The sequence below is a fragment of the Legionella nautarum genome (assembly GCF_001467895.1).
Taxonomy (GTDB): Bacteria; Pseudomonadota; Gammaproteobacteria; order Legionellales; family Legionellaceae; genus Tatlockia; species Tatlockia nautarum.
This window is the reverse complement of the sequence record NZ_LNYO01000017.1, coordinates 31,226-55,118: the sequence shown is the minus strand read 5'-3', so window position 1 is coordinate 55,118 and position 23,893 is coordinate 31,226. Positions and strand designations below refer to the sequence as shown.

Below are 23,893 nucleotides of genomic sequence, written 5' to 3'. Positions count from 1 at the left end.
ATTCTATGTTAAGAAAAGGAATTTTGTTATTGATTGGATTTTTGATAATGACTTCATCTTTTGCAGTACAAGTATCTGTGTTTGTTAGCTTTTCTATGCCAGATACGCTTTTGCAAGAGACATTAAAAGAAAGCGCCCAACTAAATATTCCAGCGTATATAAATGGTCTATACCATGACTCGATGAGTGAGACAGCACTCAAAGTGATGGCATTAAGCAAGCGTATTCCTGATTTAAGTTTAAATATTGATCCAACGAAGTTTGAGCGTTTTGGCATCCATCAAGTCCCCGCTTTGGTTATGGATGATGGTAAAGCCTTTGATGTGATTTATGGTCACTTGACGATTCAAGAAGGATTCACCCGTATGGCAGGCCGTGGGGAAGTTGATTTTGCACCTCAAGATGTCAGGAGCCTTAGATGAGTAAATTGGGTTTCATTTTATTTGGCTTTCTATTTACTGCTTTTGTTTCTGCACAAAATCAGGATGACGCACTTCAAGCGCGTGATGAAGCCTTAAGAGCATTAAAGGGATTTAATCCAGCAACGGCCTTAAAAGGATATACAGCAAATCCTCAAGAGTCAGCGCTGCAACCACAAGAAGGGAGCAATGCACTGGGTGCGGCAGGATTGAATGCGTTAAAAAATAATGGGGCGGCTAATGAAGTTTACAGCCAGGCAGGCTGTCGTGCCAAAGCTAAATCGAATCCTAATAGTGTTGAAATGCAATACGCAGAAAAACTTCTTGAGAATCCAGATAGCGTTTTAGATGGTGCATGTTATAAGCAATCAGGCGAATGTAAAAATCAATCGGTCGTTAAAACATGTGATGAATCCGTACACTACACCACAAGCTCCTGCAAAGACACATTAAATGTATTGGTTAAACCCATCACACAAAGTTTTACCAGAGTAGTCACACCCAGTCGATTTCAATCAACTGCCACCTTTGATTTGCAAGCCTGTCCTCCAAGAGACTGGCGATGTACGACAGCCAATACTGCCGTAATTCTGCCTAATTGCGAACATCTTGCAGTGAGTGTTTCTCGCTATAACCAATCAATGTTAGTCACCAAGCAGCCAACCTGCACCGATCCGTCTGTTACAGTACAGTTTTCAGGAAGGGGAAGATATTCAGCACCTCTCCTTGTGAATGTCACTGAATATGTGAGCGAAGACCAATGGAGTACTCGTGATTGCGAACGTATTAAAACAGAACATGTAAAGAGTATTTGCATCATGGATTCGAGCCAATCTTGTTTGGAACCTAATCAGACGAAAGTGATTGGTGGCATTTCTATTAAAAGATCCTGCTGGGGCAGGGGATATGATTATCAGTGTGCCGCTGTTGACGAGAGTGCATGTACTCCCTTAATCAATCAAGGCTGCTCCCAAACAGGCTCTACCTGTGTTCAGGCCAAAGCCAATCGTTGTGAACGTTATTCGCAAACGTTTTCCTGCATGCAACAATTTTGTATGCCGGAAAAAACAGTTTGCCCTGGGAAGATCGGATGCAGCGAGGGTCAATGCGATAGCTCAAAGAGTGAGGCCAGTGATGATATGGCGGAAGGTTTATCGCGGCTAGGTGCGCTCGCAGGTGTGGCAGGAGATGTGTCTGCCAATCAGGTCAGGAGTGGAACACCATCTATTTTTACTGGCACTGCCCGCGAGTGTAAAAAATATCCTTTAGGTTTTCGTGATTGTTGCACTGACTCAGGTTGGGGTGATTGGGTAAAGCATTGCCCGCAAGACTTGCAAGTGCTTCAACACGCTAAACAGGAAAACCGTGTGGTGTATTTAGGCTCTTATAAAAACCATAAATTGGGCGCTCGCCATTACACCTATTGCATATTCCCAACCAAACTGGCATCCATTGTTCAAATTCAGGGGCGTGGCGGGCAATTAGGTATTCCATATGGAACGGCGGAATATCCTAACTGCCGAGGATTGACACCCGAAGAGCTGGAACGCATCAATTTTGCCGCATTGGATTTATCCCCTATCCAGCAAGAACTGATTGCGCGCATGGCTTTGCCAAATAATGGTTCTATTAACAATTCCAATCAATCCCATATTGAACGCTTAAAGCAACAGGGGCGCGCTCATGACTAGAGCTATTCTGATGGTACTTTTGCTTCTTAATGGGGTGGTATTTGCCGATAAGCCCGTGGGATTTCTTTGGTACACAAAAGAAAAAGAAAACAAAAGCGTGGAGAAGAAAAAGCCCGCCGGTATTGACTTTAATAACCTAAGTTATACTGAGCGCGATGCCGTTTTGCGTTTCTACACCATGGAAGCGCTTCATAAAGCACGGTATACCAAAAAAGTAGAGGACATGCGCGTATTTTTAAGTCTCCAGGATTACTGGCTTAAAGAATCCTCACGGTTTAAGTCGTTGTTTCAGCAAACGATGTTGGCGCATCCCGAATATGATTATGCGGTGACTCATCCAACTTCTAATCTGGGTGCCAAAATCACCGATGAAGTGCGCGAATCCCAAACAGTAGAGGTCATAAACCGTTTATCCAAATCTCATGGATTGTTGTTTTTCTATCGAGGAAAAAGCCCTTATGACTTAAAGCAAATTCCCATTGTTGTTGATTTTTGCAAGCGATTTCGCATTCATCTGATGCCCGTTAGTGTCGATGGCGCAACCTCTCCAGAACTACTGAATTCTCGAATGGATCAAGGGCAAGCGAATCGATTGGGTGTTCGTTATTTTCCAGCACTGCTTTTGGTGAACCCAGTGAGCCAACGTGTTTCACCAGTGGCATATGGCTTAACTACACAGGATGTCTTGATGGAACGTATAAAACAAGTATACAGCCAATTTAAAGGAGATGAATAATGTTTGCCCGTGTATTGTTGAGTGTGATGTTAGCTTTTATTGGCTTGGGTGCTAAGGCCGAAGGGTCACAATGGTTAACTAACCTGATAGCGGAACAAGAAGGCGTAGTAACGCATCAACGCGAGGCGCCACTCAATACAAAAGGGAAGGGGTTTTTTAGTACTCATGGGTTGATTTTGTTTTATGGCAGCCAATGCCCCCACTGCAAGCAGTTTGCGCCGATTTTGAAACATTGGATTACTCGCAACAAAGCAGAGCTGATGCCTCTGTCGTTGGATAATCAACCGTTACTGGAATTTCCCAAATTCTTACCAGCAACTACGGAATGGATTAATGCCGCATTTGGAGGCAATGCCATTAATTACCCAGCACTTTTTGTGGTTAACCCGAACACAAAAGCGTTGTATCCCGTTGGGTTTGGTTCAATGACGGAAGCTGAGCTAAATGGCCGCATGGAAGTGCTGATTCCGAAAATCAAAATGTATGAGAGCGAAGGGAAAATAGAATGAAAAAATTAGTTCTCACTCTTAGTCTGATTGGTTGTTTCTCCACTGTTCAAGCGAACGTTAGTCAAGATTTGGATGGTTTTTTTAATGGAATGGGTTATGCCTCAAATGCGACTTCACCTGCTGCCTTTGAATCTCAAGCAGCAGGATTTTTTGGCGGCGGTTCACTTTATGCTCGCAATCAGGTTCGCCAGTACCAGCTGGTACAATTGGATTTGCCCAGTTACCGTGCCGGCTGCGGGGGGATTGATTTATTTACGGGTAGCATGAGTTTTTTAAGTGAGCAAAAGCTTGTTGATTTGGGTAAATCGGTTATGACCAATGCTGGTGCCTATGCAGTGGATGTGATGCTGGCTTCTACGGTGCCTGAACTTAAACAGGTTAGGGATTATTTACAGCAATTGGAGCAGATGGCCAATCAGGCCAGCATTAATTCTTGTCAGCTCTCGCAAAATATGGTTGGTGGCATTTGGCCTAAAACCGCAGAAAGCCAGCAAAAAATTTGTAAAGACCAGGCAGCCATGGGGAAAGAGGGATTGTTCAGTGATTATGTGAAGGCGCGGATGGCCTGTTCTGGTAATGGCTTTGATAATGTGATGAACAAAGCATCTCAAGACCCTGAGCGTAAAAAGCAGGTAGTTTTAAATAAAAATCTTGTATGGTCACTATTACAAGCCAAATCATTTTTAAATAGTGACAGGGAGTTGGCTGAAATGGTGATGAGTTTAACGGGGACACTGATTATTGATAAAGAAGGTAAAGTGACCAACGTACCCTCGCTTGCGGGAAATGCTGATTTAGTGAATGCGCTGATTGGCACCGGAGTTGGTGCTAAAACTGCAAAAATATGGCGTTGTAAGGATGCGGGCAGCAATAGCCAATGCATGCAGGTTAGTTTGCAGGATATTACCATCCCAGAAGCGTCTACGCTGACCTACAAAGTACGGGAGATCATTCGCACCATTAATACCAAATTAATTAATGACGAAAAGCCAGGCAATCGAGAGCTTAATTTTTTAAGTATGACATCTTTGCCTGTCATGAAGTTTTTGTCGGTATTAAACAGTATGCACTACGGCAGTAGCGCGGTAGATATTGAAGAGTATTCGATGTTGATAGCTCAGGACTTGTTAACCAATTATTTAACCGAATTACTGACTGAAGTCAGTGTAGCAACAGCAGGTTCTGAATTAAATACCGATTTGGTCAAAGAAATTCAAAAACGAATTAATGAGGCAACCACGCGCGTAGCTTCTATTGATCCCAAGGTAGGTCGAAAACTGCAAGAAAAGCTCAACCTGATTGAGCGTATGGCACAAATTGAAAAGCAGGTGGCCTCTCAAATGAACAGCACAGCGGGTTAAGGAGAGTAACTGATGATAACGATTCATGTTTTAGCTGGTGGTGAATTATTCCAACACGTGCTGAATGCCATTAGTGCTTTTATGAAACAGGATAGTTTTCTTGGGCTTTTACGAATTACAGCATTAATTGGAATCGTCATGGCCACCATCGGTTTTCTCAAAACTCGCGATCCGATGGCTTTTGCTCGATGGTTTTTAGGTTATGTGCTGTTTGTGAATTTGGTGCTATTACCTAAAACCTCCGTGCTGATTGATGACATTTCTTCGCAAACGCCGAAACTTGTAGATAATGTACCTGTTATATTTGCGTTAAGCGCCAGTTTAGTCACAACCATTGGCTATGGTTTGGCTCAATCCTACGATGCATTACTTACCATGCCCGATGATTTGCAATACACCAAGACAGGAGCTCTTTTTGGTTCGCGTCTGGTTTCTGCGTCAACGTCATTTCGAATTAAAGATCCGGTGCTTAAGGAAGAAATGAATGAGTATTTCCGCGTTTGCGTCGTAGGGGACATTCGATTAAATAGAAAGTATAGTGTAGGTGATTTAGCCCATTCCACGGACATCTGGAATCTCATCACAACGCGTGCCTCACCACTTCGCATGATTTCGGTGAGTGGCAAATTAGTGACTTGCCAGGAGGCTTCAAAACCTGATGGACAATACAGTCTTCGAAAAAAATTAGATGTTGAGATTAAAAAGGCCTATACGTTTTTTGGAGTGAATTTGTTTGGAAAGCCTAAGAATACCACTTATGAAGCACTGTTCAGTACCCATCTAAAATCAGCCTTTGATTATTATCAGGGATTAACGGACTCATCCAGTAATATCTTTTTGCAAAGCATGATGATTAATGCCATGGGAGATGGCGTGGCTCATTATCAGGCGTTTACGGATGCTACGGCAGGAATTGTGAATCAACAATTTACCAAGTCTCAGGTACAACACCGTTGGAGCTGGGAAGTATTAGGGCAAAAAGCCTTATGGATTTTACCGATTACTCATACCTGCCTGACTCTTTTATTGTTTGGTGTGTTTCCTTTGATTATTGCTTTAACCACGTTACCAGGTGGGATACGTATTCTTTACGGCTATATGCAGTTTTTTATGTCACTGCAATTTTGGCCTGTGCTTTTTGCAATACTTAATGCTGGAATGACTATTTATGGGGCATCTTCTTCTGGTGAATATGGTCAGTTTACGATGGTGAATCTGGATAAGATTGATGAATTGCACGCAGATATTTCAGGGGCATGTGGCTATTTGATGATGCTTATTCCTTTTCTGTCGCATGGTTTGGTTTCTAATTTGGGTGGCGCATTTAGTAATCTTGCAACCAGTATGATGAGTCATATGCAAGGCTCCAGCATGTCGGTAGCAGGGGAGGCGGCTAGTGGTTCCTTTGGTCTTGGTCAAACTAGTTTTTATAACACAACAGCGAATAATTTCTCAGCCAACAAACATGATTCCAATTGGACACACATGCATGGCATGCATACTGAACAATTAGGCAGCGGGGTATTAAAAACCATCACAGGTAGTGGCGATAGAGTCTTTGATGTTAGTCCTGGAATGACGAGAAGTGCTATATCTATTAACGCTCAAGAGGGTTTGAGTGCGTCACTAAATCAGGCATATGAGCAATCTACACAGGTGGCTCGAAACGAATCGGCACACTATCAAAGTTCATTGTCTAATTTTGCCCATAGGGCATTGCAATTATCACAACTGGCAGGCCATGACATGCGACTAGGCGATGGGATATCAGAATCAGAAACAGGTCAATATTCCAAAGCCTTATCCACTATTAGCCATATTGCAGAGGATGTGGCACGGCGCACAGGAATTAGTAAGGAAGACGCACTAACTCATTTGACAAGCGGTGGTTGGGGTGCGCAAGTTGGTGTTAAAAGCCAGGGCAGTATATTTGGCAAGCTTGCACAATTGGGTACTGGTTTCCATGCGGGCGCTGACGCGCATCTTAAATTTGATCGTAACTCTTCCAGTAGTGATAAATACCATACTGGTATGGATGTCGCTCTTTCAGCTCGTGAATCGCGTGATTTTAATGATGCAATGAGCTATGTGAAGCAGTTTTCTCAAAATCATCATTTTGATGACAGTCATTCACAAGCAGCTTCGTTGTCTAATCAATTGGGTGCTGATCTGCGAGAAGCAGAAACAGCCAGTCGTAATGTGGATGCTTCCCTTGCCAAAGCCACACGCATCCAGAATGCGAAAAGCTTCGTGGAGTCTCATTCTTCTCAAATAACCACTGATTTAAATCAAGCATTCCCAGCCTATGTAGCTGCTAAGCTTAATGAGTCAGAGCGTGATGAATTGTATAGCCGCCCAGGGGATCTGCAATCGCTTAATAAACTTCAGGCATTAGGCCAGGAGTTTATTGCATCCAAAAGAGATGCGTTAATTACCCAATTTGGTAACACGCAGCAAAAGATGCAGATTGAATCGTTGTATCAAAAAGAACAAAACGATTTTATTGCTAAAGAAAATCAATTAGGAGCCCACTATCAAAAAAACAGTGAAGAGTTTCTTCAGCAAGCACAATCAATGAAGGTTGGCATTGATGGAAAAGAGCTTGGAGTATTTCAGCAAGAGGTACATCAGCAAAACGCTACTTTGCCTCAAAACCTTAAGCAAGGGGAGCAATTGATTAAGTCAGATCAGCATGATCTAATGAATGAAAGGAATTTGAAGTTACAAGAAGGCATGGTCAATGCTCAAAAAAATGTAGTAGTGCCAGAGAGTATGCACCTGCCTTTCGAGAACAAGAAATTACATAAAAAAGGAGAGTAGAGTGGATCCACAACAATTAAAGCAAGTCATAGCAGAGGACATGAAAACTATTAAAATGTTAAACCCAGAGATTATTCCTGCTCGTGTCTATTACGGAGGACTCTTAAAAGGAGTTTTTAATGGGGTATGGCTGATGTCTATAATCCTGTTTTTAACGCTATGCTATGTTATGAGTGATGACAAAGAGTCAGTCTCTTTTTCCACCTTGTTTATTGATTCTGGTGTTACCGCTCTATTCTTAAGTACTGTCGCCATGCTTATCTTGCTAAATCCGATTAGTTTTTTTGTTCAATTTCAGTTTCATCTCGAGAAAAAATTAAAGACTGGTGCATTAATAAGAAAAAAATGCAGCCACATTTCAATGGTTTTTTTTGGAGTGTTTGCATCTTTTTGTATTTTGTTTGGCAGCTATGCTTCTGGACAGCAGATCTTTTTTCTGCTGGCACTGTCTTTCTTCCTGAGTTTAGGAGCGACTCATCTTGTGGTCAACATGGAATTAAGCCGTATTGGTTTTAGCAGCTTATTTACTCTATTCAATGAATTTTTTTCTAAAGGAAAAACTATCTCAATAGAAGAAACTCAGAAATAAAAAATAAAATCCAAAAAGAATAAATTTTAACCGTTTTTCGGGCAATGGTAGCTACTGCTTTGCCTAAAAAAGATGATAAGGAGTAAATATCGTGCGTGAAGAGCCTAATTTCAAACACTATACCCGTGGCGGGCAAATCAGTTTTCACAATCTGCGGATGTGGGATCAAATTACTAAAACGCTGGTATGGGTTTGTCTTTTTCTTTGGGTCGTATTAACAGGCTTAATCACTTGGCTAGTTACATCACCTGAGAAATTCCACCAAGCCATTGCTTATTACTATGCAAGTTTCTTAAATCTCGTGAAACAAAAGCATACCTTCACGCTTCCCTTTCACGGGAAAAACTATCAACAAAGCGTGGATACAATTCTGCATTATCCCTATTACAAAGAGAATGCCAATCACATAGTGGATCTACTAGGAAAATCTTCCCTGGCAGCATTCGTACTTTCATTTGTTTTAGGACTTTGTCTTGCCTTTTATTTTATTCGCAGGGGTAAAGCGCAGCGGGCTAATCAGTTTATTCGTGGCAGCCGTATTGATACAAAGGAGAATGTAATTCAACAAATCCTAGAGAAAAAAGAAAACTCTGATATCACCATTGATGGGTTTCCGCTCAAAGTGAACAGCGAAGTTCAACACCTTTTGGTTCATGGAACCGTAGGTACAGGAAAAAGTCAGCTCATTATGAAAATTATGGATGCCTTACGCAAGAGGGGAGATAGAGTTATTGTCTATGATAAGGGATGTGCCTTTATTCCGCATTATTTTGATTCAAATCAGGATGTCATTCTAAATCCATTTGATGCGAGGTGTCCTAATTGGGATATGTGGCTTGAAGCACCTCGGGATTCCGATTTTGAAAACATGGCAGAAAGCCTTATTCCGATGCATGGTGATTCTGATCCCTTTTGGGTGAATGCTGCGAGAACCGTATTCTCCTCAGTTGCTGCTAAAATGCGAAAAGACAAAGATCGATCCGTTGAGAAACTGCTTAAATTGTTATTAACCGGCGAATTTTCTCATTTGGAGGATTACCTTAAAGGAACCCCTGCTGCAACTTTGGTAAGCGGTAAAATTGAAAAAACAGCTATTTCTATTCGCTCAGTCATTACCACCTATTTAAAATCGCTTACCACCTTGTCAGGATTGAATTCAGAAGGGGTAAGCCCATTTTCTATTCGCAATTACATATTAAATGAACAGGACAGTGGTTGGCTTTTTATTTCATCCAATGGCGAACAACATAAATCATTAAAGCCTTTGATGTCTATGTGGCTAGCCATGGCCTCTCTCACGTTGTTAAGCCTTACGCCTAATCCAGATAGGCGGATTTGGTTCATTTGCGATGAATTGCCAAGCCTTCATAAATTACCGCTTTTAGGAGAGACCATTGCAGAAGTCCGAAAATTCGGAGGTTGCTTTTTATTAGGAATGCAAAGTTTCTCACAGCTCACCAAAGTTTATGGTCAATCAGGTGGCGCTAAGGAATTGTTTGACCTGCTGAACACCCGATTTTTCTTTAGAAGCCCAAGTGCAGATATGGCGCGTTTGGTTGCCAGCGAGTTGGGAGAAGAAGAAATTGAAGAGTCACGAGAAAATTATTCTTATGGAGCTAACAGTATTCGCGATGGAATCTCGCTTGGCAGCCAGCGTGTTACACGTGTATCAAGTAGCTGTTTTTCCAGCGTTAACTTTTCTATATCTAAAAATCGAGAGGGTTTAGAAATAATTTCGGTAATCTCTTGCTGGAGAAGGGCTGCTTTTGATTTGTAATTTGCCTCCAAATCATCAATCGTTTTAGTATCTTCCTCAAAAGTCTCATCAAAGTATTCAGTCAGGCTCTTTGCAAAATCATCGTTTGTTTCTTGCTGACAGAAAGGACAAACACCCTCATTTTCTTCATAAAACTGACGTCCTTGCCGAATCCAATCACTGTTACCTAATTTTCTAATCATGCCTGCAATGTCAACATCTGCTTTGCCCAGAACTCTCTTACTGAGGATGGAGATTGATTCATATTCAATCAAAGTGGCCGAATTAAAGCTCGGAATTAAAATTTCTTTATCTGGTGTTTTACCAAATATTGTCTTGGCATTTTTTTCCAAATCAGCCAAGGGTTTTAGTGTTACTGTATTGTCTTTCCATTCCTGAATAATTTTTTCCTTAAATTTATCTTTATTGTTGCGATAGCCTTCAAACGCACTATGTAGCTTGTCATCATATTGTTGCTTTTGGAACCAACATTTATTTTTGAGATTCTCTTCAAGCGTTTTCAATTCTTCATTTTTACCGCCTTGTCCATCTTCTCCTTCTAAATTTTTTTTCAAAGTTATTATTTTTTTTCTCAGCTCTTCTACATCTGATTTTGCTCTAAGAATTTCGTTTTGTGATTCAATGTTCTCCATTCCTAGAGTAAAAACACCCTTAATTTCAGTTGATGGATTAAAGTTAGAGTCAATAAAATCACGGTTATAAACTAGCGTTTGAAGTTTTGTGTTAGCTGTCCAGTTTGCTGTGCAATGTTCATAGCCACCAGGATCTGCGATCACTCGACTAATAGTCGTTTTTCCTGTTCCATTTGAACCAAAAATAAAATTAAATTTGGATAATCCAGAGAGATTTTCAGCTTGTTCACCATAAGTTGCCACTTTTGCTATGGATAAGGATTCAATCATGGCAAACGACCTTGTTTTGCTTTTTTCTATTAGTGGTTTTTGTGGCTGCTACTGCCTTTTCTGTTCTTATACGCTCAAGCAAATTGCTGGCGGGTTCATCTTCTGGGTCTTGCGAAACAAGCTGACCTGAAAAGGCTTTTTTTAGAATGGCTTGGCGGAGAACTTCGGATTTATTCAGGGATGCTTCTATTTCTTTTTCTTGCTCTTCAATCACAGATAATTGCTCATCCAAGATATCAATAATAGCTGACTGCTCAGCTCTCCCAAAAATAGGAATACAAAGATTTTCAACATCACCAACTCTTAAATGCTTTACACCAGTGCCTACAGCAGATAAGTTCATTCGTGATTGGAACCCAGGCTCCATCATTGAATAGAGAAGATATTTTGATGCTAAATGGTTTGATGGTCGAAGCAACATCATTCTTTGGCCCATACATATTTTAGTATTTTCAGGAATAATACCGACTTCTCCCATTGGTGCTTCGCGAGTAAAAATAATGTCACCTGGTTTTGGATAACAGCGCTTTGCCCAATATTCATATGTTTCTTCAGAGATGAATCTTGCTTCGTCATTTAGAAATATCTTTCCATCTTTAACACATGGTGTTCTTATGAGCCATATTCCTTGATTTTCATAGGGTGCTGTTTTGTTATGGCAATCGACGATGAGGGTACAAATTTCAATTAATGAAACCCATTTTGCACTGAAGGGTAATTTGTTTTCAGGGCGATTAACTTTAGCTCTCGCTATTTTTGTTAGATAACGTTTTGCTTCATTATCTCCTTGATTAACAAGCTCTTGAAGTTTTGTTTTTCTTTCTTTTTGGATGCAGGCGAGTAGTTGATCTGGGATTTCCAGTTTTTCTGGGTTTTCCTCGCGCCATTTGGCGGTGAGTTTGCCTTCGAAGGCGTGTTTGAGTATAGCTTGGCGATAAACTTTGAGTTGTTCTTGGACGGTTTTGAGGGCAGCGATGCCATTGTCTAGTTCGGAGAAGAGTTCTTCGATTTTGGCAACGATGCGTTTTTGTTCAGGAGGTGGAGGAAGTAAAATATCCAACCGGTAGGCATCATCTCTATTTAATCCTGGTATGGCCGTAGATGTTTCAAATTGATTGAGACGCAAATTTTTTAAGAGATAATAAGAAAATTTTGAATCTATGACGTTAATGCTGTTAATAAAATATGTTGTATCAATTGGCCAGCAGTTTTCATTGCAATAGTGAACAGCCCCTGCTGCGCCTTTTCGACCAACAATTACTTTTGGCCCCACCGTAACATATTCATCATGAAAACCCACAACACCGTTAGAACCATACACGGGATATGGACCGGTTTCTTTTCTAGCGCTTTTTACCAATCCTTTACCATATGCAAACTCAAAAATATCGCCAACCTTTGTTCTTACCCACCCTTTTGGTAATTGATACAAATTAGTTTCTGATTCCATTACGCCACCAATTCCTGATTTAACTCTTGTATAACCCAATCCATGCGATCACCAAATAGCTGATACATACGTCCCAAACCACCTTTAGCATTAAAAGGAGCCATATCTAGATCATCACGCTCAAAGTGGCAGGAGCTAGCGATATGATCTCGGATTAAATGCAGCCAAGCCATTTGTTGTTCGTTAAATTTATCACTGTTGCCTGAATGATACTTCATTATCCAATCCTGAAAGTTCTTTCTAACGGTTTTATTAAATGGTGTAATACGATTGTCGATACCACAAACACGGCGTATCAGCGCCACTAATGCGGTCAATTCGCTTATGGGATTATCACCCTGATATTTATCGAGATGTGCATAGGCATGCCAAATGCGTAGTGGAGCGAGTTTTGGCCGATCTAGCTTGAGCTGTTCTAGCAGGTCTTTAATTTGAGAATAGGTGACCGCAGAACGTCGTGCTGGGGTATGAAAATAAATGTTTAAGGCATCGATCTTATCGGCTTGATGTTGAAGATATTCAGCAAACTCCTGAGTTAAGACTTTAGCATTTTCTGTCGTTTCACCAGCCCATTCGGCTTTAAGTACGGTATCTAAATCATCGTGTACAATGGTTTGTTCTTTGTCGCGGCGAATTGTGTCAATCAGTTCAATTAGTTCACCGTTAAACACATTCGCAACTTGACGTACTAACTCTTTTTGCGCCTGCTCACGTGCAGTTTCTCCAGGATCCGTACCCGTTGGCTGACCTGTAATTTCCAGTGCTTTTTGTTCCACTCGATCGCCATCAATAGCATTAAACAGCTCACCAACAATCATTAATAATGGTGTACCATTAGCTTTTTCCGCAATACGGGCACGCTCTTTATCGTCTAACTGTTTGTCTAGCCGCGCCAAGCGACCGGCAAGTGAAGACACTGTATCGCTGTCACAAGCGCCCATCATGACTCCCATCGCTAAATCTTTAAGTGATATACCAGGTTTTGTAATAAGAGGTTGACTGGCAGTCTTCACCGATTGTGTAACTCCAATAGCGTCGACTATCACATAATGAGTTTTTGCGCTTTGCGCAGAGGGCGTAACTTTTTGCAAACTATCTTTATCCAAGGTGCGAGTACCACGACCTTTCATCTGTTCAAAATAATTTTTGCTTTTTACGTCACGCATAAATAGTAAGCATTCTAATGGCTTCACATCTGTACCAGTGGCAATCATATCGACGGTCACAGCAATACGTGGATAGTAATCATTCCGAAATTGAGCCAGCACCGATTTTGGATCTTCTCCCTTTTCTATGATGTTTCCATCCGCATCAGTTTTGTCATTTACTACCCTGTAGGTTACTTTTTTGCAGAATTGATTACTTTCTCCAAATTCTTCACGCACAATTTGAATGATGTCATCGGCATGACTGTCAGTCTTAGCGAAAACCAACGTTTTTGGTACTTCCTGGCGACCAGGGAATATACTAGGTAGAGCTTCTTTAAAGGCATGAATCACTGTTCGGATCTGATCTGGATTGACTATATTTCGATCCAGTTGCTTGCCTGTATATGCTTCGTCTTCATCTTGTGTTTCCCAACGTTTACGACGAGTCGTGCGCTCACGCTTTTCTACCTGTTGTTTGGCAGTTAGCCTTCCACCTTGTTTAGTTTTTTCAGTTTCAATCACATAGATTTCATTACCGACATTGACACCATCGGCCACGGCCTTTTCGTGGTCATATTCGCTAACTACATTCTTACGGAAGAAACCATAGGTACGGTTATCGGGTGTCGCAGTCAATCCCACCAAATAAGCATCGAAATATTCCAAAACCTGTCTCCATAGGTTGTAGATAGATCGGTGACATTCATCGATAATAATAATATCGAAAAACTCTGGAGGAATTTTTCGATTGTAAACAACCGGTAAGGGTTCTTTCAATCGAGTGTATTTTTCTGCGGGATTTTCTTCTTCCAAGGCTTCATCAAACGGTTCATCTTTCAGAATGGAGTACATCCGCTGGATCGTACTGATGCATACCTGGGCATCTTTGGCGATGTATTGGTTTTTCAGTCGTTGTACGGAGTAGAGCTCTGTGAACTTACGGTTATCGTCATTGGGAACAAAGCTCATAAACTCTTGCTCTGCCTGTTCGCCTAAGTTTTTTGTGTCTACCAAAAACAAGATGCGATTGGCACTCACAGGTTCTTTTAATAATCGATAGCTAGCTGTAATAGCAGTAAATGTTTTGCCTGAGCCCGTGGCCATTTGTACTAATGCACGGGGTTTGTCTTGCTTGAGCGAATCCTCTAAATTAGTAATTGCTGTAATTTGACAATTACGCAAGCTATCGGTTTGAAGTTGTGGGAAATCTTGCAGACGGCCACGCAGACTTTTATTTTCACGCATCCATTTTTCTAGCGTTTCAGGGCAATGAAAATTAAATACTTCTCGTGAACGTGGATTCGGATCTAAATTATCGGTAAAACGGGTGATTACCCCTGTACTTTCATATAAAAAGCGCAATGGCTGGTTGTTGTTAACCCATTTGAGTTTCGCATTTGCGTAATTAGCGGATTGCTCTTCAACGGTAGTGATTTTTTCGCCCCAATACTCGGGCTTCGCTTCAATAACACCTACTGCCTGTTTGTCTACAAAAAGAACATAATCAGCAGGGCCAATATCAGTTTGATATTCACGCACAGCCACACCCAACGAGGCAGAAAAATCGATCTTCTTTTTATCCTGTACAGCCCAGCCTGCTTTTCTAAGCAAAACATCGATCTCATCGCGGGCTATTTGTTCTGGATTCTGATTGACCATAATTACTTACCTATTGTGCATGCTGTAATTCATGTAAAACCCTCTTAATTGCTATTCTTTTTCAGTTTCTGCTGCACTACCTGCTTCAACCCAGGCATCGACTTGAGATATTTTAAATTTCCAGAGCCGTCCAATTTTATGTGCAGGCATTCTTTTTTCACTGATCCATTTGTAGATGGTATCTCTTTTAACACCTAGATATTCGCCAATTTCATCAACGGATAACCATTTATCATTCATTGCCGTTCTCTTGTTATTTCTTGTGAAAAACCATTATAACCAATTAAAATAGGATATATTCGGTCAAACAAGGTTAAGTATAGGTGATGATTGCGGTTAAGTATATTTTTTACTCTTCAATAACGTACAAAATAGATTAACCATTTCCATTTGCTCTAAATTATTGCCACAGGTATCAAGCAACATCGGACTATAAACCATGATTGCAATACATTGTGCACGGGAAATAGCAACATTCATTCTGTTCTTGTTGAACAAGAAATCAATCCCCCGTGGAGATTCATTGCCGCTACTTGCACACATACTCAAAAATACAATCGGTGCTTCCTGTCCTTGGAATTTATCGACACTACCCACCTTGGCTTGTTCTCCAAGAGCCTGCCTTAATTTGTTTACCTGATGGTTGTATGGTGCAACATATAGGATATCCTGCCACTCAATGAGGCGTTCTTTCCCATCTTTATCAATAAATGTTCGGCCAAGAAGATCTTGGGCTAATAAGACAATTTGTTCCACTTCTTCATCGCTAGCCTGCGTATTACCTTCATGCATAACTGGTACGGCAATGATACCTGCTTCTTTATTTAAAATGCCTTGATAGGTTTCAGGCACTAAAATACGTTGTTTGTCATTTTCTACTGCTGATTCCAACTTGCCCTCATAAATAGCGTCACTGATAAACTGATTGACAGCTGAATGCATGCGATATGTAGTACCTAGAAATACGCCCATGTTTTCAGGAATTGTTGGTGTGGTATGTAATAAATAATCTAAAATTGATGCACCACTTTCTTCTGGGTGGCTGCCTTGAGAGGGTTGTCCCAACTGCATTTGATCACCCATTAAGATGATATTTTTGGTAGCACGGCTCATCGCGATTAAATTCGCGACACTCACCTGCCCTGCTTCATCGATGAATAAGTAATCGAATGAATTTTCTAAATCTGGCCTTGCAAATCCCCACGCAGTGGTTCCAATAACACATGAGGGTCGCAAATTACCCGCGATCGATTTATTTTCAAAGATAGAAATGCCAAGTTTAGTTAATGACTCATCTGTTTCTTTTGTGCAGGCAAAATAAGCCGGTATGCCTTCTTTTTTGCAATATTCAGTAGTGCTTATCAATAAATGATTAATCGCCTTGTGGCTATTGGACGAGATGCCTATTCGTTTTCCCTGTTTTAAAAGTTCGGCAATAATATGTTTTGCGGTATACGTTTTGCCTGAGCCTGGTGGGCCTTGAATAGTAAGATAACTATTATTCAGATTGATTACGGCGGAAATAATTTGAGTCAAACGGGTAGATGGCTCATGACTTGGCGCTATGGGCAAATCCGGTAACATTCCTGTGATTCTAGGCGGATGTCGCATCAAAAAATCATGAATCGCGGTATTCTCTAATTGGCCTTGATAAAATTGTTCGGCACGGTGCATGATCGCTGTAGGGATCGGTTCTGCATTGATGTCTTCATCGGGAATTAAAGTCACAACTTCACTTAAGTTGGCTCCCGTCTGTAGAACAATGATACCCTCATTCAATCTTGAATCTTCTTTAACCACGGTAACGCTTAATGTTTTTCCGTCTGGGCGTTCTTCTCCCAAAACTTTGTATTTATCAGCAGCCGCTTTGAATTCCTGGCTTGGATCAAACCGATATTCATACGCTAAGTTTTTAGATCGTGGCGTAGGTTTATAGGGGGCTTTATCAGTACGTACACAATAGGCAAGACAATCAATATCATCAAACAACTCATCAAAGCTTGATCCCAGCCTGTCAAATAATCTCCAATACATCGGCTTCTTTTCACGGCGATGAAATTCCAGGATCCAGGCAAACAGACTGGAAACTTTACTCTCTTGTTCTAATCCTTGTGTTTTGAAGTAACTGGCCTTCTCAAGCAGTTTGTCACGTAAACGAATAGATTCTGTGATAGTTTCATTTTCAGGCTCAGGCACTATCTCAGTTTTTCCGAGGTAGATAATACTATTCTCCTGCTGACGAGCCCGCAACCAATTGACCAGCTCTTGGGTAGAATGACAATCATCAATATTATAATCCCGAATAGCTTTTAAAATGCTTGAGCTCTGCCAGCTATCTCCATCAGGCTCTTCACGCCAACGTTCATAAACCACCACAGAATCACCACCAGACCCCACTTCTGTGTCGCGTTTCGCTCTGTATAAATGCTCTACATTTTTTATTGAATAACGCGGCTCACCTAAGCGCAAGCAGCCTTTAACAATTTTGTATAAATCAACAAATACCTCGTTGCGCAACAAAGTATCCACCATGGCTTCACAAATGCCATACCGTCCCATCAATTTCCGGCATGCGGCTATTTCATAATTCGCATAATGGTAAATATGCATATGCGGATCACGTTGCCAACGCTCAAATACCCATTCGATAAACGATTGAAATGCTGCTTGTTCCTGCACCTTATCATGTGCCCAGAAGTCTTTATATTGCCGAATTCCTTTCTCATCAAAATAGGCAATGCCCCAAAGGTACTCTAATCCCCCATCTACTAAAGGAAATCCTTCAATATCAAAATAAATGTCCAATGGAGATTCAGGAGGAAGCAAAGCCAAACCACTTTTCTTTTGATTGTCGTGTGGCAATATCTCGTATAAAGGTTTTTCTTTACCTATACTCATTTTTTGAATATTCGCCTGTAACTGAAGGCGTTTAAGCACTTCTGTCTGAATTCCCTTAACTCTCAATTGGGGCAGTTCCATCAGGGATTGCATTGTTTTGATTCCAGCCTTGTTTAGCTTTTTGATTTGGCTCTTGGTAATCGTTGCAACTTGAGATAAATGATCAGACACGATAAGACGTTCATTAGCATAGGTAGACCAACGACCAAAGCGATCAGAATCAGCTGGATCGGGTAAATCTTCTTTTGAAAAATGGCCATGCACTTCAAAAAACCGTTCTTTAAGATGCACGTAGTAATAAAAATGTTCGTTTGTTGCCAACTGAACCTGTTGTTTATCACCCGTAACAACAGTAATCCTATTAGGTCGTTTATTTTGAATCACTTCCAGCATTTCTGCATAACAACATAATTGAATAACAAACTGAGGTTTAACTGTTTTTGAAAGCTTAATATCCCAAGGTTCATAGTGAAATGCTCCTAAATCACTGTCTCCCTCAACCTTCATTAAAAAATCAGCATATCCTTTAAATGGATACAGGGATAAAGCTGCCTGATAGATGACATCTACACCTTTGTGCATGGCGTTCAGAGTATCCTGATAGGCGTGCTTCCCTCTTTCAATAGATACGACTTGCAAGCCTTGCGACATAAATGATGTTAAAATTTCCTGCTCAAATTGTAAGCCTTTATGTTGCAATACGGATAACAAAGGATCTTCTTTATCTACCAAATCGAGCGTGCATGGCTCAATACAAGCCAAATGCTCCATTAGGGAAGCAAATGGACTTTCCATATACAGCGTTAAGTCAGAAGGAGAATAAATAATTTGATCTGCTTCAAAATGCACACGAACTCCCAAATTTAGTCTTTAGCAAATGCTTCTTTCTCAGTTGAAAAAACTTCAGCTTTCCTCAATATATCTCGCAACCTTTTCACCACATGTTCCACAATTTCCATTTAATACGATGCTTTTACCAATGATTGTTGCAACAGGATCATTAATGGTGCAGGTAGAACGGCATTGACCACACCAAACATTTTTTAGAATCAACTCCTTTTGCGTCACTTTCGATTCCCAAATGTCCAAAGCCTTTTTAGTGCCACTAACTTTTCCCTGTTTAGGTAACTTAGTTCTTACTTTTGCTTGCTCCCAATACTGCATTAATTCATCAAATGATTTTCCTCTCAAATGGGGCAACCCTTGCTCTTTGGCTATATCCTTCATCGCATTCAATCGATGTTCAAATTTGTCGAGGCTTTTTCGTAAAGTGAGCTCAGGTGAAAAATTGCTAAATACACACAGCGAAAAGGCTGCATGCAAAAGATCACCTATTTCATCCTGTAGCGCTTCCCTTTGTTCGGGTGAATGCAGATGTTCCTCTATTTCTAAACACTCATTACGAATCTGAGTCATGATTTGATCTTTGGTTTCCCACTGCAAACCAAAAGCCGCAGCCTCCTGCTCTAAGTGTTCAATTTCTTCAAAAATAGCCATAATATCGCCTTATACTTTTTCGTTACTTGCGACACTGCGACAATTGCGACAGTTCGTTTTTACAATATCCCCCATCATTCAAAGCTTGTCGCAATTGTCGCAGTGTCGCAAAATTTATTGAGAACAATGAGGGTTCATTTCCAAAATTGTCTTATTACCCTGGGTTGTTTCTCTGATTACATGATGATCCATTAATATATCTATCGCTTTATTCATTCTGGATTTATCCCTTAAAGGACTCAATCTTTGAATCTCTCTTACACTAATGGTGTAATGATCTTTCATCATTAACCAGTTCAGCAGTTTTTGTGCATCCTGAACCTCACTTTGAGAACTTTCAGTAGACAACAGCCGCCGAGTCTCCTGCATATGCCAGCGTATGATTTCAATAGCACTTTCAATATGTTCAGTGCTTATGTCTCCAACTTTACCTTCAAACAGGTGAAACAGAGCGGCTAGCCTTGCGGAATTCTCCGCAGCTTTACTCACAAAATCTTTTAACGCCACCCATGGACCATTATCAGACAGCCCTGATTCCATATGGTTAAAAAACTGAATCCATTTTTGTTTGGCCTGTGGACTAAAAACTAATGTTGGCAAATTAATGCATCCTTTGATCCCCAACTCTTCCGATTGAGAAAGACACGAAGTAATGCGCTCGTGATAAGCGCTAAAACAGGATAAAGAATCATTGGGTTCCTGGTATAAGCGTGTTCCCATGAGACTTTTAGGATAAGCCAGCAAACACCTTGGTAAAAAACCGCTCTGACGCGCAATATGCTGCGACTGACCTAGCAATTGTTGCATCAAAATGGGTTGGCTTAGTAAATTTAAAGTAAGGCGCCGATTTTTTAAGACAAAATTATCGGATGTCTTTCTATGTGTAGTAAAAAGTTTTGCATCCCACAAACGGTTGAGTAATGCGACAAATCGAGTCGGATTTGATTGCATACTCTGGCTGCCAATAATAATACCAGCCTCATCAGACCAAAGAGACGCACTTGGCCAACCATGAGCCAAACTATGAGCCAGCGCTTCTTGCGTAACATCTTCAAAATAAAGCGTGGGAAGCAACGGTATTTCAGGCTCATGCATCATAAGTTCTTCGAGCTCTTCCCGAGTATCTGCATAATCGTCAGAAAAAGAGCCGGATCGTAATCGATAAATCAGCTCGTCACATTGCATTTTCCAAGCCCGATGCAACACTTTAGCCGCATTGGCCATAGGTAAGCGTTGCGAGCGAACCCTTTCTTCCCAGCTCCTGGCAGCATGTGAAAATAAATTATCCGATGCAGATTTTCTCTCCCCACTAGATGCCAATACGATGAAATATAAGGAAACAGGACTAATTAGATAATGATCTCTTGCTACATTCGCTAACGACTGACAAGCCAAAGACACATTAGCTAATGCACCACACGCAATGAGTGAAATTGGCTGTTGGCCATATTGTTGATAATCGGAAACTGTTTTTTGTAAAATTCTTGGAAGCGCTTGTAAAGGATAAGCTGATTCCTCCTGCTTAGTCACTGCAAAAGGGATTGGGGTTTCCCAATCCCTCGTGATCCGAGCTATAGCCGCTTCGACGTTATCTAACTCTGTATTTATGACAAAAGAACTCATTTGGGCTTCACCTTCTTTAATATTGCTAATTTGCGATGCAAGTTATGTTTGAACTTAAGGTCACAAATTGTGACCTTAAATTGATAGATATTATTTATCTAGTCCTTTCCAAGGCTCCCCAGGCAGACGGTGCACTACTTCATTGAATAAATATTGGTATATCCATTCAACATCATACTCATAACTCATATTCTCAGGTAATAATGCATGCATATCTGTATTAAATATCTTTGACTTGCGCTTTTGCTCCAGATTTTTTTGAAATTGCGCCTTGGTTACCTTATTATTGTGCGCATCCATATAGAAATCGAAGCAATGAAGTACTTCTTCTATATTTATTCCTACTTCTTTAACTACAGCATAAAAATCAAATAAATCACGCCCTTTTTTTCGCTGGTATAAAGCCTTTAACTTTGTAGCCATAAGCTCTTCAAGTTGATAGGTATTTATCTTTGTTTCCCCACTAAACCACTTATTACTGACAGCAAACGGTATTTCGATTCTATCCAATACATTAAAATGATCTCTTGTATTAATTTCAATCTTAATACGTATGGGCTTATTTTCTTCTTCGGATTGAACACGATAAATCATCGTAGCTCTTCCTTCAGCAAATTTTACTTTTGGCTCACCCATCCAGGAATTAAGTAGATGATGCAGTTCACCCAAAGTATCCCCGATGGGTTCTGCGTTCAATTGAACTAAATCAATATCCTCGCTGAATCTTACCACCTGTTTAAGAAATAATTTATGGATGGCGGTTCCGCCACGAAACGCGAGTTTAGAAGATAAAAAAGCATTATTAAATAATTCTACTAAAATTCGTGACAACAACAAATCATGCTCAACCTGAGCACTTGAACCCCATGGGGCATATTCTCGCCATTCGGTAATTGCTGAGATGGGGATCATATATCTAACTCCACTTCTTCATTAACATTAATATTCCATCGTTCATTTTTCTCGATGATATTTAAATCTTCTCCAGGGCTCAACCAGATGTAATTCACAGGTTTTCGCAATAATAAAACTGCATATACCACTTCGCTCAATTCCTCGTGCTCTGTTATATCAAGTAAGTACCCAAGTCTTTGCAACATGGTGGTTTTAACGGGTAGTTTTTCAAGCAACTCTTTAAATTTATCTTTATTAACAGACTCAGCCAGGTCAGTGATCACTTGAGCCATATTATGGATATATCCCGCATGCTTTGAATAATCACACACATCCATCATGGTAAGTTCTGGACTTGATATATTTATAGCGCCGGTATAAGAATTAATTTTATTTATACCTACATCAGGCATTGTTTTTTTAACAATAAATTCAATCGATACATTTCCAATTGAAATAGCTCGTGTTTGTTTATTCGTCATAACTTGAAACCGCTGGGGTTGTTGATGTGATGCGCCGTAATAAGAAGCTGCGGATAAAAGACTGGTATAATAGGGTTGTCCTAAATATTTCATCAAATCATCTATAAACCAATCCGCGGGTAAACAACCAAGTGAAAAATGCTGCGGAGGTATAATAATGTAGAACCCCTCTCTTACTAAAGCCAACTCTTTTTTCTTGGCTAATCTGTTTGCGGAATTAATAAAAGATGGAGTATTACAATCAAGTAGTTTAATAGCTTCCGTTTTCTCAAAGCTATATCTGCCTTTTTGAAGGAAGTGTTTAATCAAAGAGGATAAGTTTTCATTTTTCATATTCAAATAATAACATAATTTAATATAATTTGCATACAAAAAATGATTTTGCCCCTAAGAATGCTCCCTTACCTTCATTTAATACGAAATATTAAACATCCAGGTTTAGTTAAGATCACAAAATGTGATCTTAACTTTTAATTGATGCAATTCAACCTGAATCAAATCAATAGTAACATAATCTAATTTTCATAGACTTTAATTAACTTTATTTAAGTTACCAGTTAAGTTACTATTTTATTATGTTATTAGTAATCAACCCCATTAGTCACATAATCGAACGTTTATGTGACGCAAGCGATGGAGAGAAAAATGCTAGTTGGCTATATGCGAGTTTCAAAAGCTGATGGTTCGCAAAGTACGGACTTACAACGTGATGCTCTTTTGGAAGCAGGTGTTGAACCGAATCAACTCTATGAAGATTTTGCTTCAGGTAAAAAGGATGATCGCCCTGAACTTGCTAATTGTTTAAAAGCATTACGCAAGAATGACACTTTGGTAGTCTGGAAACTGGATCGACTGGGCCGCGATTTACGTCATCTTGTTAATACAGTTCATGATTTAACAGCTAGAGAAATTGGATTTAAAGTATTAACTGGGCATGGCGCCGCTATTGATACAACAACTGCTGCTGGAAAACTAGTATTTGGTATTTTTGCAGCTTTGGCCGAATTTGAACGTGAAATGATTAAAGAGCGAACCCTCGCAGGGATGGCATCTGCTCGTGCAAGAGGGAGAAAAGGTGGCAGACCTTATAAAATGACTCAAGCAAAGCTTAGATTGGCCATGGTTTCTCTAGGACAGCCTGAAACTAAAATTGGCTCTTTGTGTGAGGAGCTGGGCATAACGAAGCAAACATTATATAGGCATGTAGCTCCAAACGGGGAATTACGGGAGGATGGTAAAAAATTGCTTGGCAGTATTTGATTATAGATTAACATCAGGAAATTATTAAATACATATTGAAAACGAAAATTGAAAGACGTTGACAAAAAGTTGGTCTCAAAGATATCGATTGCCAATTCACCAGTAAGGATAATCTATCCTAATAATTAAAATAGCCATTTTTTAAATCAGTTTCAAAATCATTAGGCCAGTCACTATT

At 40.3% G+C, this 23,893-nt stretch carries 17 protein-coding genes and 1 pseudogene; 9 read left to right on the top strand and 9 right to left on the bottom strand.

What is annotated here, in order from left to right:
* The first annotated feature begins 5 nt into the window (after window positions 1-5).
* The 8 genes from trbC to traD all read left to right on the top strand — a co-directional run bounded on the left by trbC (window position 6) and on the right by traD (window position 9,902).
* Window positions 6-422, top strand: coding sequence for a type-F conjugative transfer system pilin assembly protein TrbC (trbC, locus tag Lnau_RS09540; RefSeq protein WP_058504921.1), 417 nt, complete (start codon window positions 6-8; stop codon window positions 420-422).
* Window positions 419-2,110 (top strand): type-F conjugative transfer system mating-pair stabilization protein TraN, encoded by a 1,692-nt coding sequence (gene traN / locus Lnau_RS09535; RefSeq protein WP_058504920.1) that lies wholly within the window; start codon window positions 419-421, stop codon window positions 2,108-2,110. The genes trbC and traN overlap by 4 nt, the downstream gene beginning before the upstream one ends.
* Window positions 2,103-2,846, top strand: coding sequence for a type-F conjugative transfer system pilin assembly protein TraF (gene traF / locus Lnau_RS09530; protein WP_058504919.1), 744 nt, complete (start codon window positions 2,103-2,105; stop codon window positions 2,844-2,846). The genes traN and traF overlap by 8 nt, the downstream gene beginning before the upstream one ends.
* A complete protein-coding gene (gene trbB / locus Lnau_RS09525) occupies window positions 2,846-3,355 on the top strand; it encodes a type-F conjugative transfer system pilin assembly thiol-disulfide isomerase TrbB (RefSeq protein ID WP_058504918.1) in 510 nt (169 codons plus the stop codon). The genes traF and trbB overlap by 1 nt, the downstream gene beginning before the upstream one ends.
* Window positions 3,352-4,716 (top strand): conjugal transfer protein TraH, encoded by a 1,365-nt coding sequence (locus tag Lnau_RS09520; RefSeq protein ID WP_058504917.1) that lies wholly within the window; start codon window positions 3,352-3,354, stop codon window positions 4,714-4,716. The genes trbB and Lnau_RS09520 overlap by 4 nt, the downstream gene beginning before the upstream one ends.
* 12 nt (window positions 4,717-4,728) lie before the next feature.
* Window positions 4,729-7,536 (top strand): conjugal transfer mating-pair stabilization protein TraG, encoded by a 2,808-nt coding sequence (gene traG / locus Lnau_RS09515; protein ID WP_058504916.1) that lies wholly within the window; start codon window positions 4,729-4,731, stop codon window positions 7,534-7,536.
* 1 nt (window position 7,537) lies between these two features.
* On the top strand, window positions 7,538-8,125 hold the full coding sequence (locus Lnau_RS09510; RefSeq protein WP_058504915.1) for a hypothetical protein: 588 nt from the start codon (window positions 7,538-7,540) through the stop codon (window positions 8,123-8,125).
* A 91-nt stretch (window positions 8,126-8,216) separates the two neighbouring features.
* Window positions 8,217-9,902: a type IV conjugative transfer system coupling protein TraD gene (gene traD, locus Lnau_RS09505; protein ID WP_238585959.1), complete on the top strand. Its 1,686-nt coding sequence runs from the start codon at window positions 8,217-8,219 to the stop codon at window positions 9,900-9,902.
* Here the strand turns inward: traD and Lnau_RS09500 are convergent.
* The 9 genes and pseudogenes from Lnau_RS09500 to Lnau_RS09460 all read right to left on the bottom strand — a co-directional run.
* A pseudogene (locus Lnau_RS09500) lies at window positions 9,857-10,804 on the bottom strand (AAA family ATPase); the annotation flags it as partial. The gene traD and the pseudogene Lnau_RS09500 sit on opposite strands and share 46 nt — an antisense overlap.
* Complete coding sequence (locus Lnau_RS09495; protein WP_058504913.1) at window positions 10,797-12,254, bottom strand: restriction endonuclease subunit S; 1,458 nt, start codon at window positions 12,252-12,254, stop codon at window positions 10,797-10,799. The pseudogene Lnau_RS09500 and the gene Lnau_RS09495, both read right to left, overlap by 8 nt.
* Window positions 12,254-15,061 (bottom strand): type I restriction endonuclease subunit R, encoded by a 2,808-nt coding sequence (locus Lnau_RS09490; RefSeq protein ID WP_058504912.1) that lies wholly within the window; start codon window positions 15,059-15,061, stop codon window positions 12,254-12,256. Before Lnau_RS09490 ends, Lnau_RS09495 begins: the two co-directional genes overlap by 1 nt.
* A 51-nt stretch (window positions 15,062-15,112) precedes the next feature.
* Complete coding sequence (locus tag Lnau_RS09485; RefSeq protein WP_035896032.1) at window positions 15,113-15,301, bottom strand: helix-turn-helix domain-containing protein; 189 nt, start codon at window positions 15,299-15,301, stop codon at window positions 15,113-15,115.
* Between the two features lie 96 nt (window positions 15,302-15,397).
* Entirely contained in the window at window positions 15,398-18,808 is a 3,411-nt protein-coding gene (locus Lnau_RS09480) for a TM0106 family RecB-like putative nuclease (protein ID WP_058504911.1), read from the bottom strand.
* 54 nt (window positions 18,809-18,862) lie between these two features.
* Complete coding sequence (locus tag Lnau_RS09475; protein WP_058504910.1) at window positions 18,863-19,456, bottom strand: MazG nucleotide pyrophosphohydrolase domain-containing protein; 594 nt, start codon at window positions 19,454-19,456, stop codon at window positions 18,863-18,865.
* Window positions 19,457-19,570: 114 nt separating this feature from the next.
* Complete coding sequence (locus Lnau_RS09470) at window positions 19,571-21,079, bottom strand: YfjI family protein (protein ID WP_058443214.1); 1,509 nt, start codon at window positions 21,077-21,079, stop codon at window positions 19,571-19,573.
* 90 nt (window positions 21,080-21,169) lie between these two features.
* Window positions 21,170-21,991 (bottom strand): nucleotidyl transferase AbiEii/AbiGii toxin family protein, encoded by an 822-nt coding sequence (locus Lnau_RS09465; RefSeq protein ID WP_035896036.1) that lies wholly within the window; start codon window positions 21,989-21,991, stop codon window positions 21,170-21,172.
* Complete coding sequence (locus Lnau_RS09460) at window positions 21,988-22,788, bottom strand: type IV toxin-antitoxin system AbiEi family antitoxin domain-containing protein (RefSeq protein ID WP_035896038.1); 801 nt, start codon at window positions 22,786-22,788, stop codon at window positions 21,988-21,990. Before Lnau_RS09460 ends, Lnau_RS09465 begins: the two co-directional genes overlap by 4 nt.
* 312 nt (window positions 22,789-23,100) lie before the next feature.
* On the opposite strand from Lnau_RS09460, the gene Lnau_RS09455 reads away from it, so the two are divergent.
* Window positions 23,101-23,715 carry a recombinase family protein gene (locus Lnau_RS09455; RefSeq protein WP_058443212.1) on the top strand — a complete coding sequence of 205 codons (615 nt, stop codon included), beginning with the start codon at window positions 23,101-23,103 and terminating at the stop codon, window positions 23,713-23,715.
* Window positions 23,716-23,893 lie beyond the last annotated feature (178 nt).

Excerpts from the sequence above, each read along its gene's own strand:
- Lnau_RS09460 (WP_035896038.1), bottom strand. The coding sequence starts at position 22,788 with ATGAAAAATGAAAACTTATCCTCTTTGATTAAACACTTCCTTCAAAAA.
- Lnau_RS09520 (WP_058504917.1), top strand. The coding sequence starts at position 3,352 with ATGAAAAAATTAGTTCTCACTCTTAGTCTGATTGGTTGTTTCTCCACT.
- Lnau_RS09485 (WP_035896032.1), bottom strand. The coding sequence starts at position 15,301 with ATGAATGATAAATGGTTATCCGTTGATGAAATTGGCGAATATCTAGGT.
- Lnau_RS09490 (WP_058504912.1), bottom strand. The coding sequence starts at position 15,061 with ATGGTCAATCAGAATCCAGAACAAATAGCCCGCGATGAGATCGATGTT.
- traF (WP_058504919.1), top strand. The coding sequence starts at position 2,103 with ATGACTAGAGCTATTCTGATGGTACTTTTGCTTCTTAATGGGGTGGTA.
- Lnau_RS09470 (WP_058443214.1), bottom strand. The coding sequence starts at position 21,079 with ATGAGTTCTTTTGTCATAAATACAGAGTTAGATAACGTCGAAGCGGCT.
- Lnau_RS09455 (WP_058443212.1), top strand. The coding sequence starts at position 23,101 with ATGCTAGTTGGCTATATGCGAGTTTCAAAAGCTGATGGTTCGCAAAGT.
- trbC (WP_058504921.1), top strand. The coding sequence starts at position 6 with ATGTTAAGAAAAGGAATTTTGTTATTGATTGGATTTTTGATAATGACT.
- trbB (WP_058504918.1), top strand. The coding sequence starts at position 2,846 with ATGTTTGCCCGTGTATTGTTGAGTGTGATGTTAGCTTTTATTGGCTTG.
- Lnau_RS09475 (WP_058504910.1), bottom strand. The coding sequence starts at position 19,456 with ATGGCTATTTTTGAAGAAATTGAACACTTAGAGCAGGAGGCTGCGGCT.
- traG (WP_058504916.1), top strand. The coding sequence starts at position 4,729 with ATGATAACGATTCATGTTTTAGCTGGTGGTGAATTATTCCAACACGTG.
- Lnau_RS09465 (WP_035896036.1), bottom strand. The coding sequence starts at position 21,991 with ATGATCCCCATCTCAGCAATTACCGAATGGCGAGAATATGCCCCATGG.
- Lnau_RS09495 (WP_058504913.1), bottom strand. The coding sequence starts at position 12,254 with ATGGAATCAGAAACTAATTTGTATCAATTACCAAAAGGGTGGGTAAGA.
- traN (WP_058504920.1), top strand. The coding sequence starts at position 419 with ATGAGTAAATTGGGTTTCATTTTATTTGGCTTTCTATTTACTGCTTTT.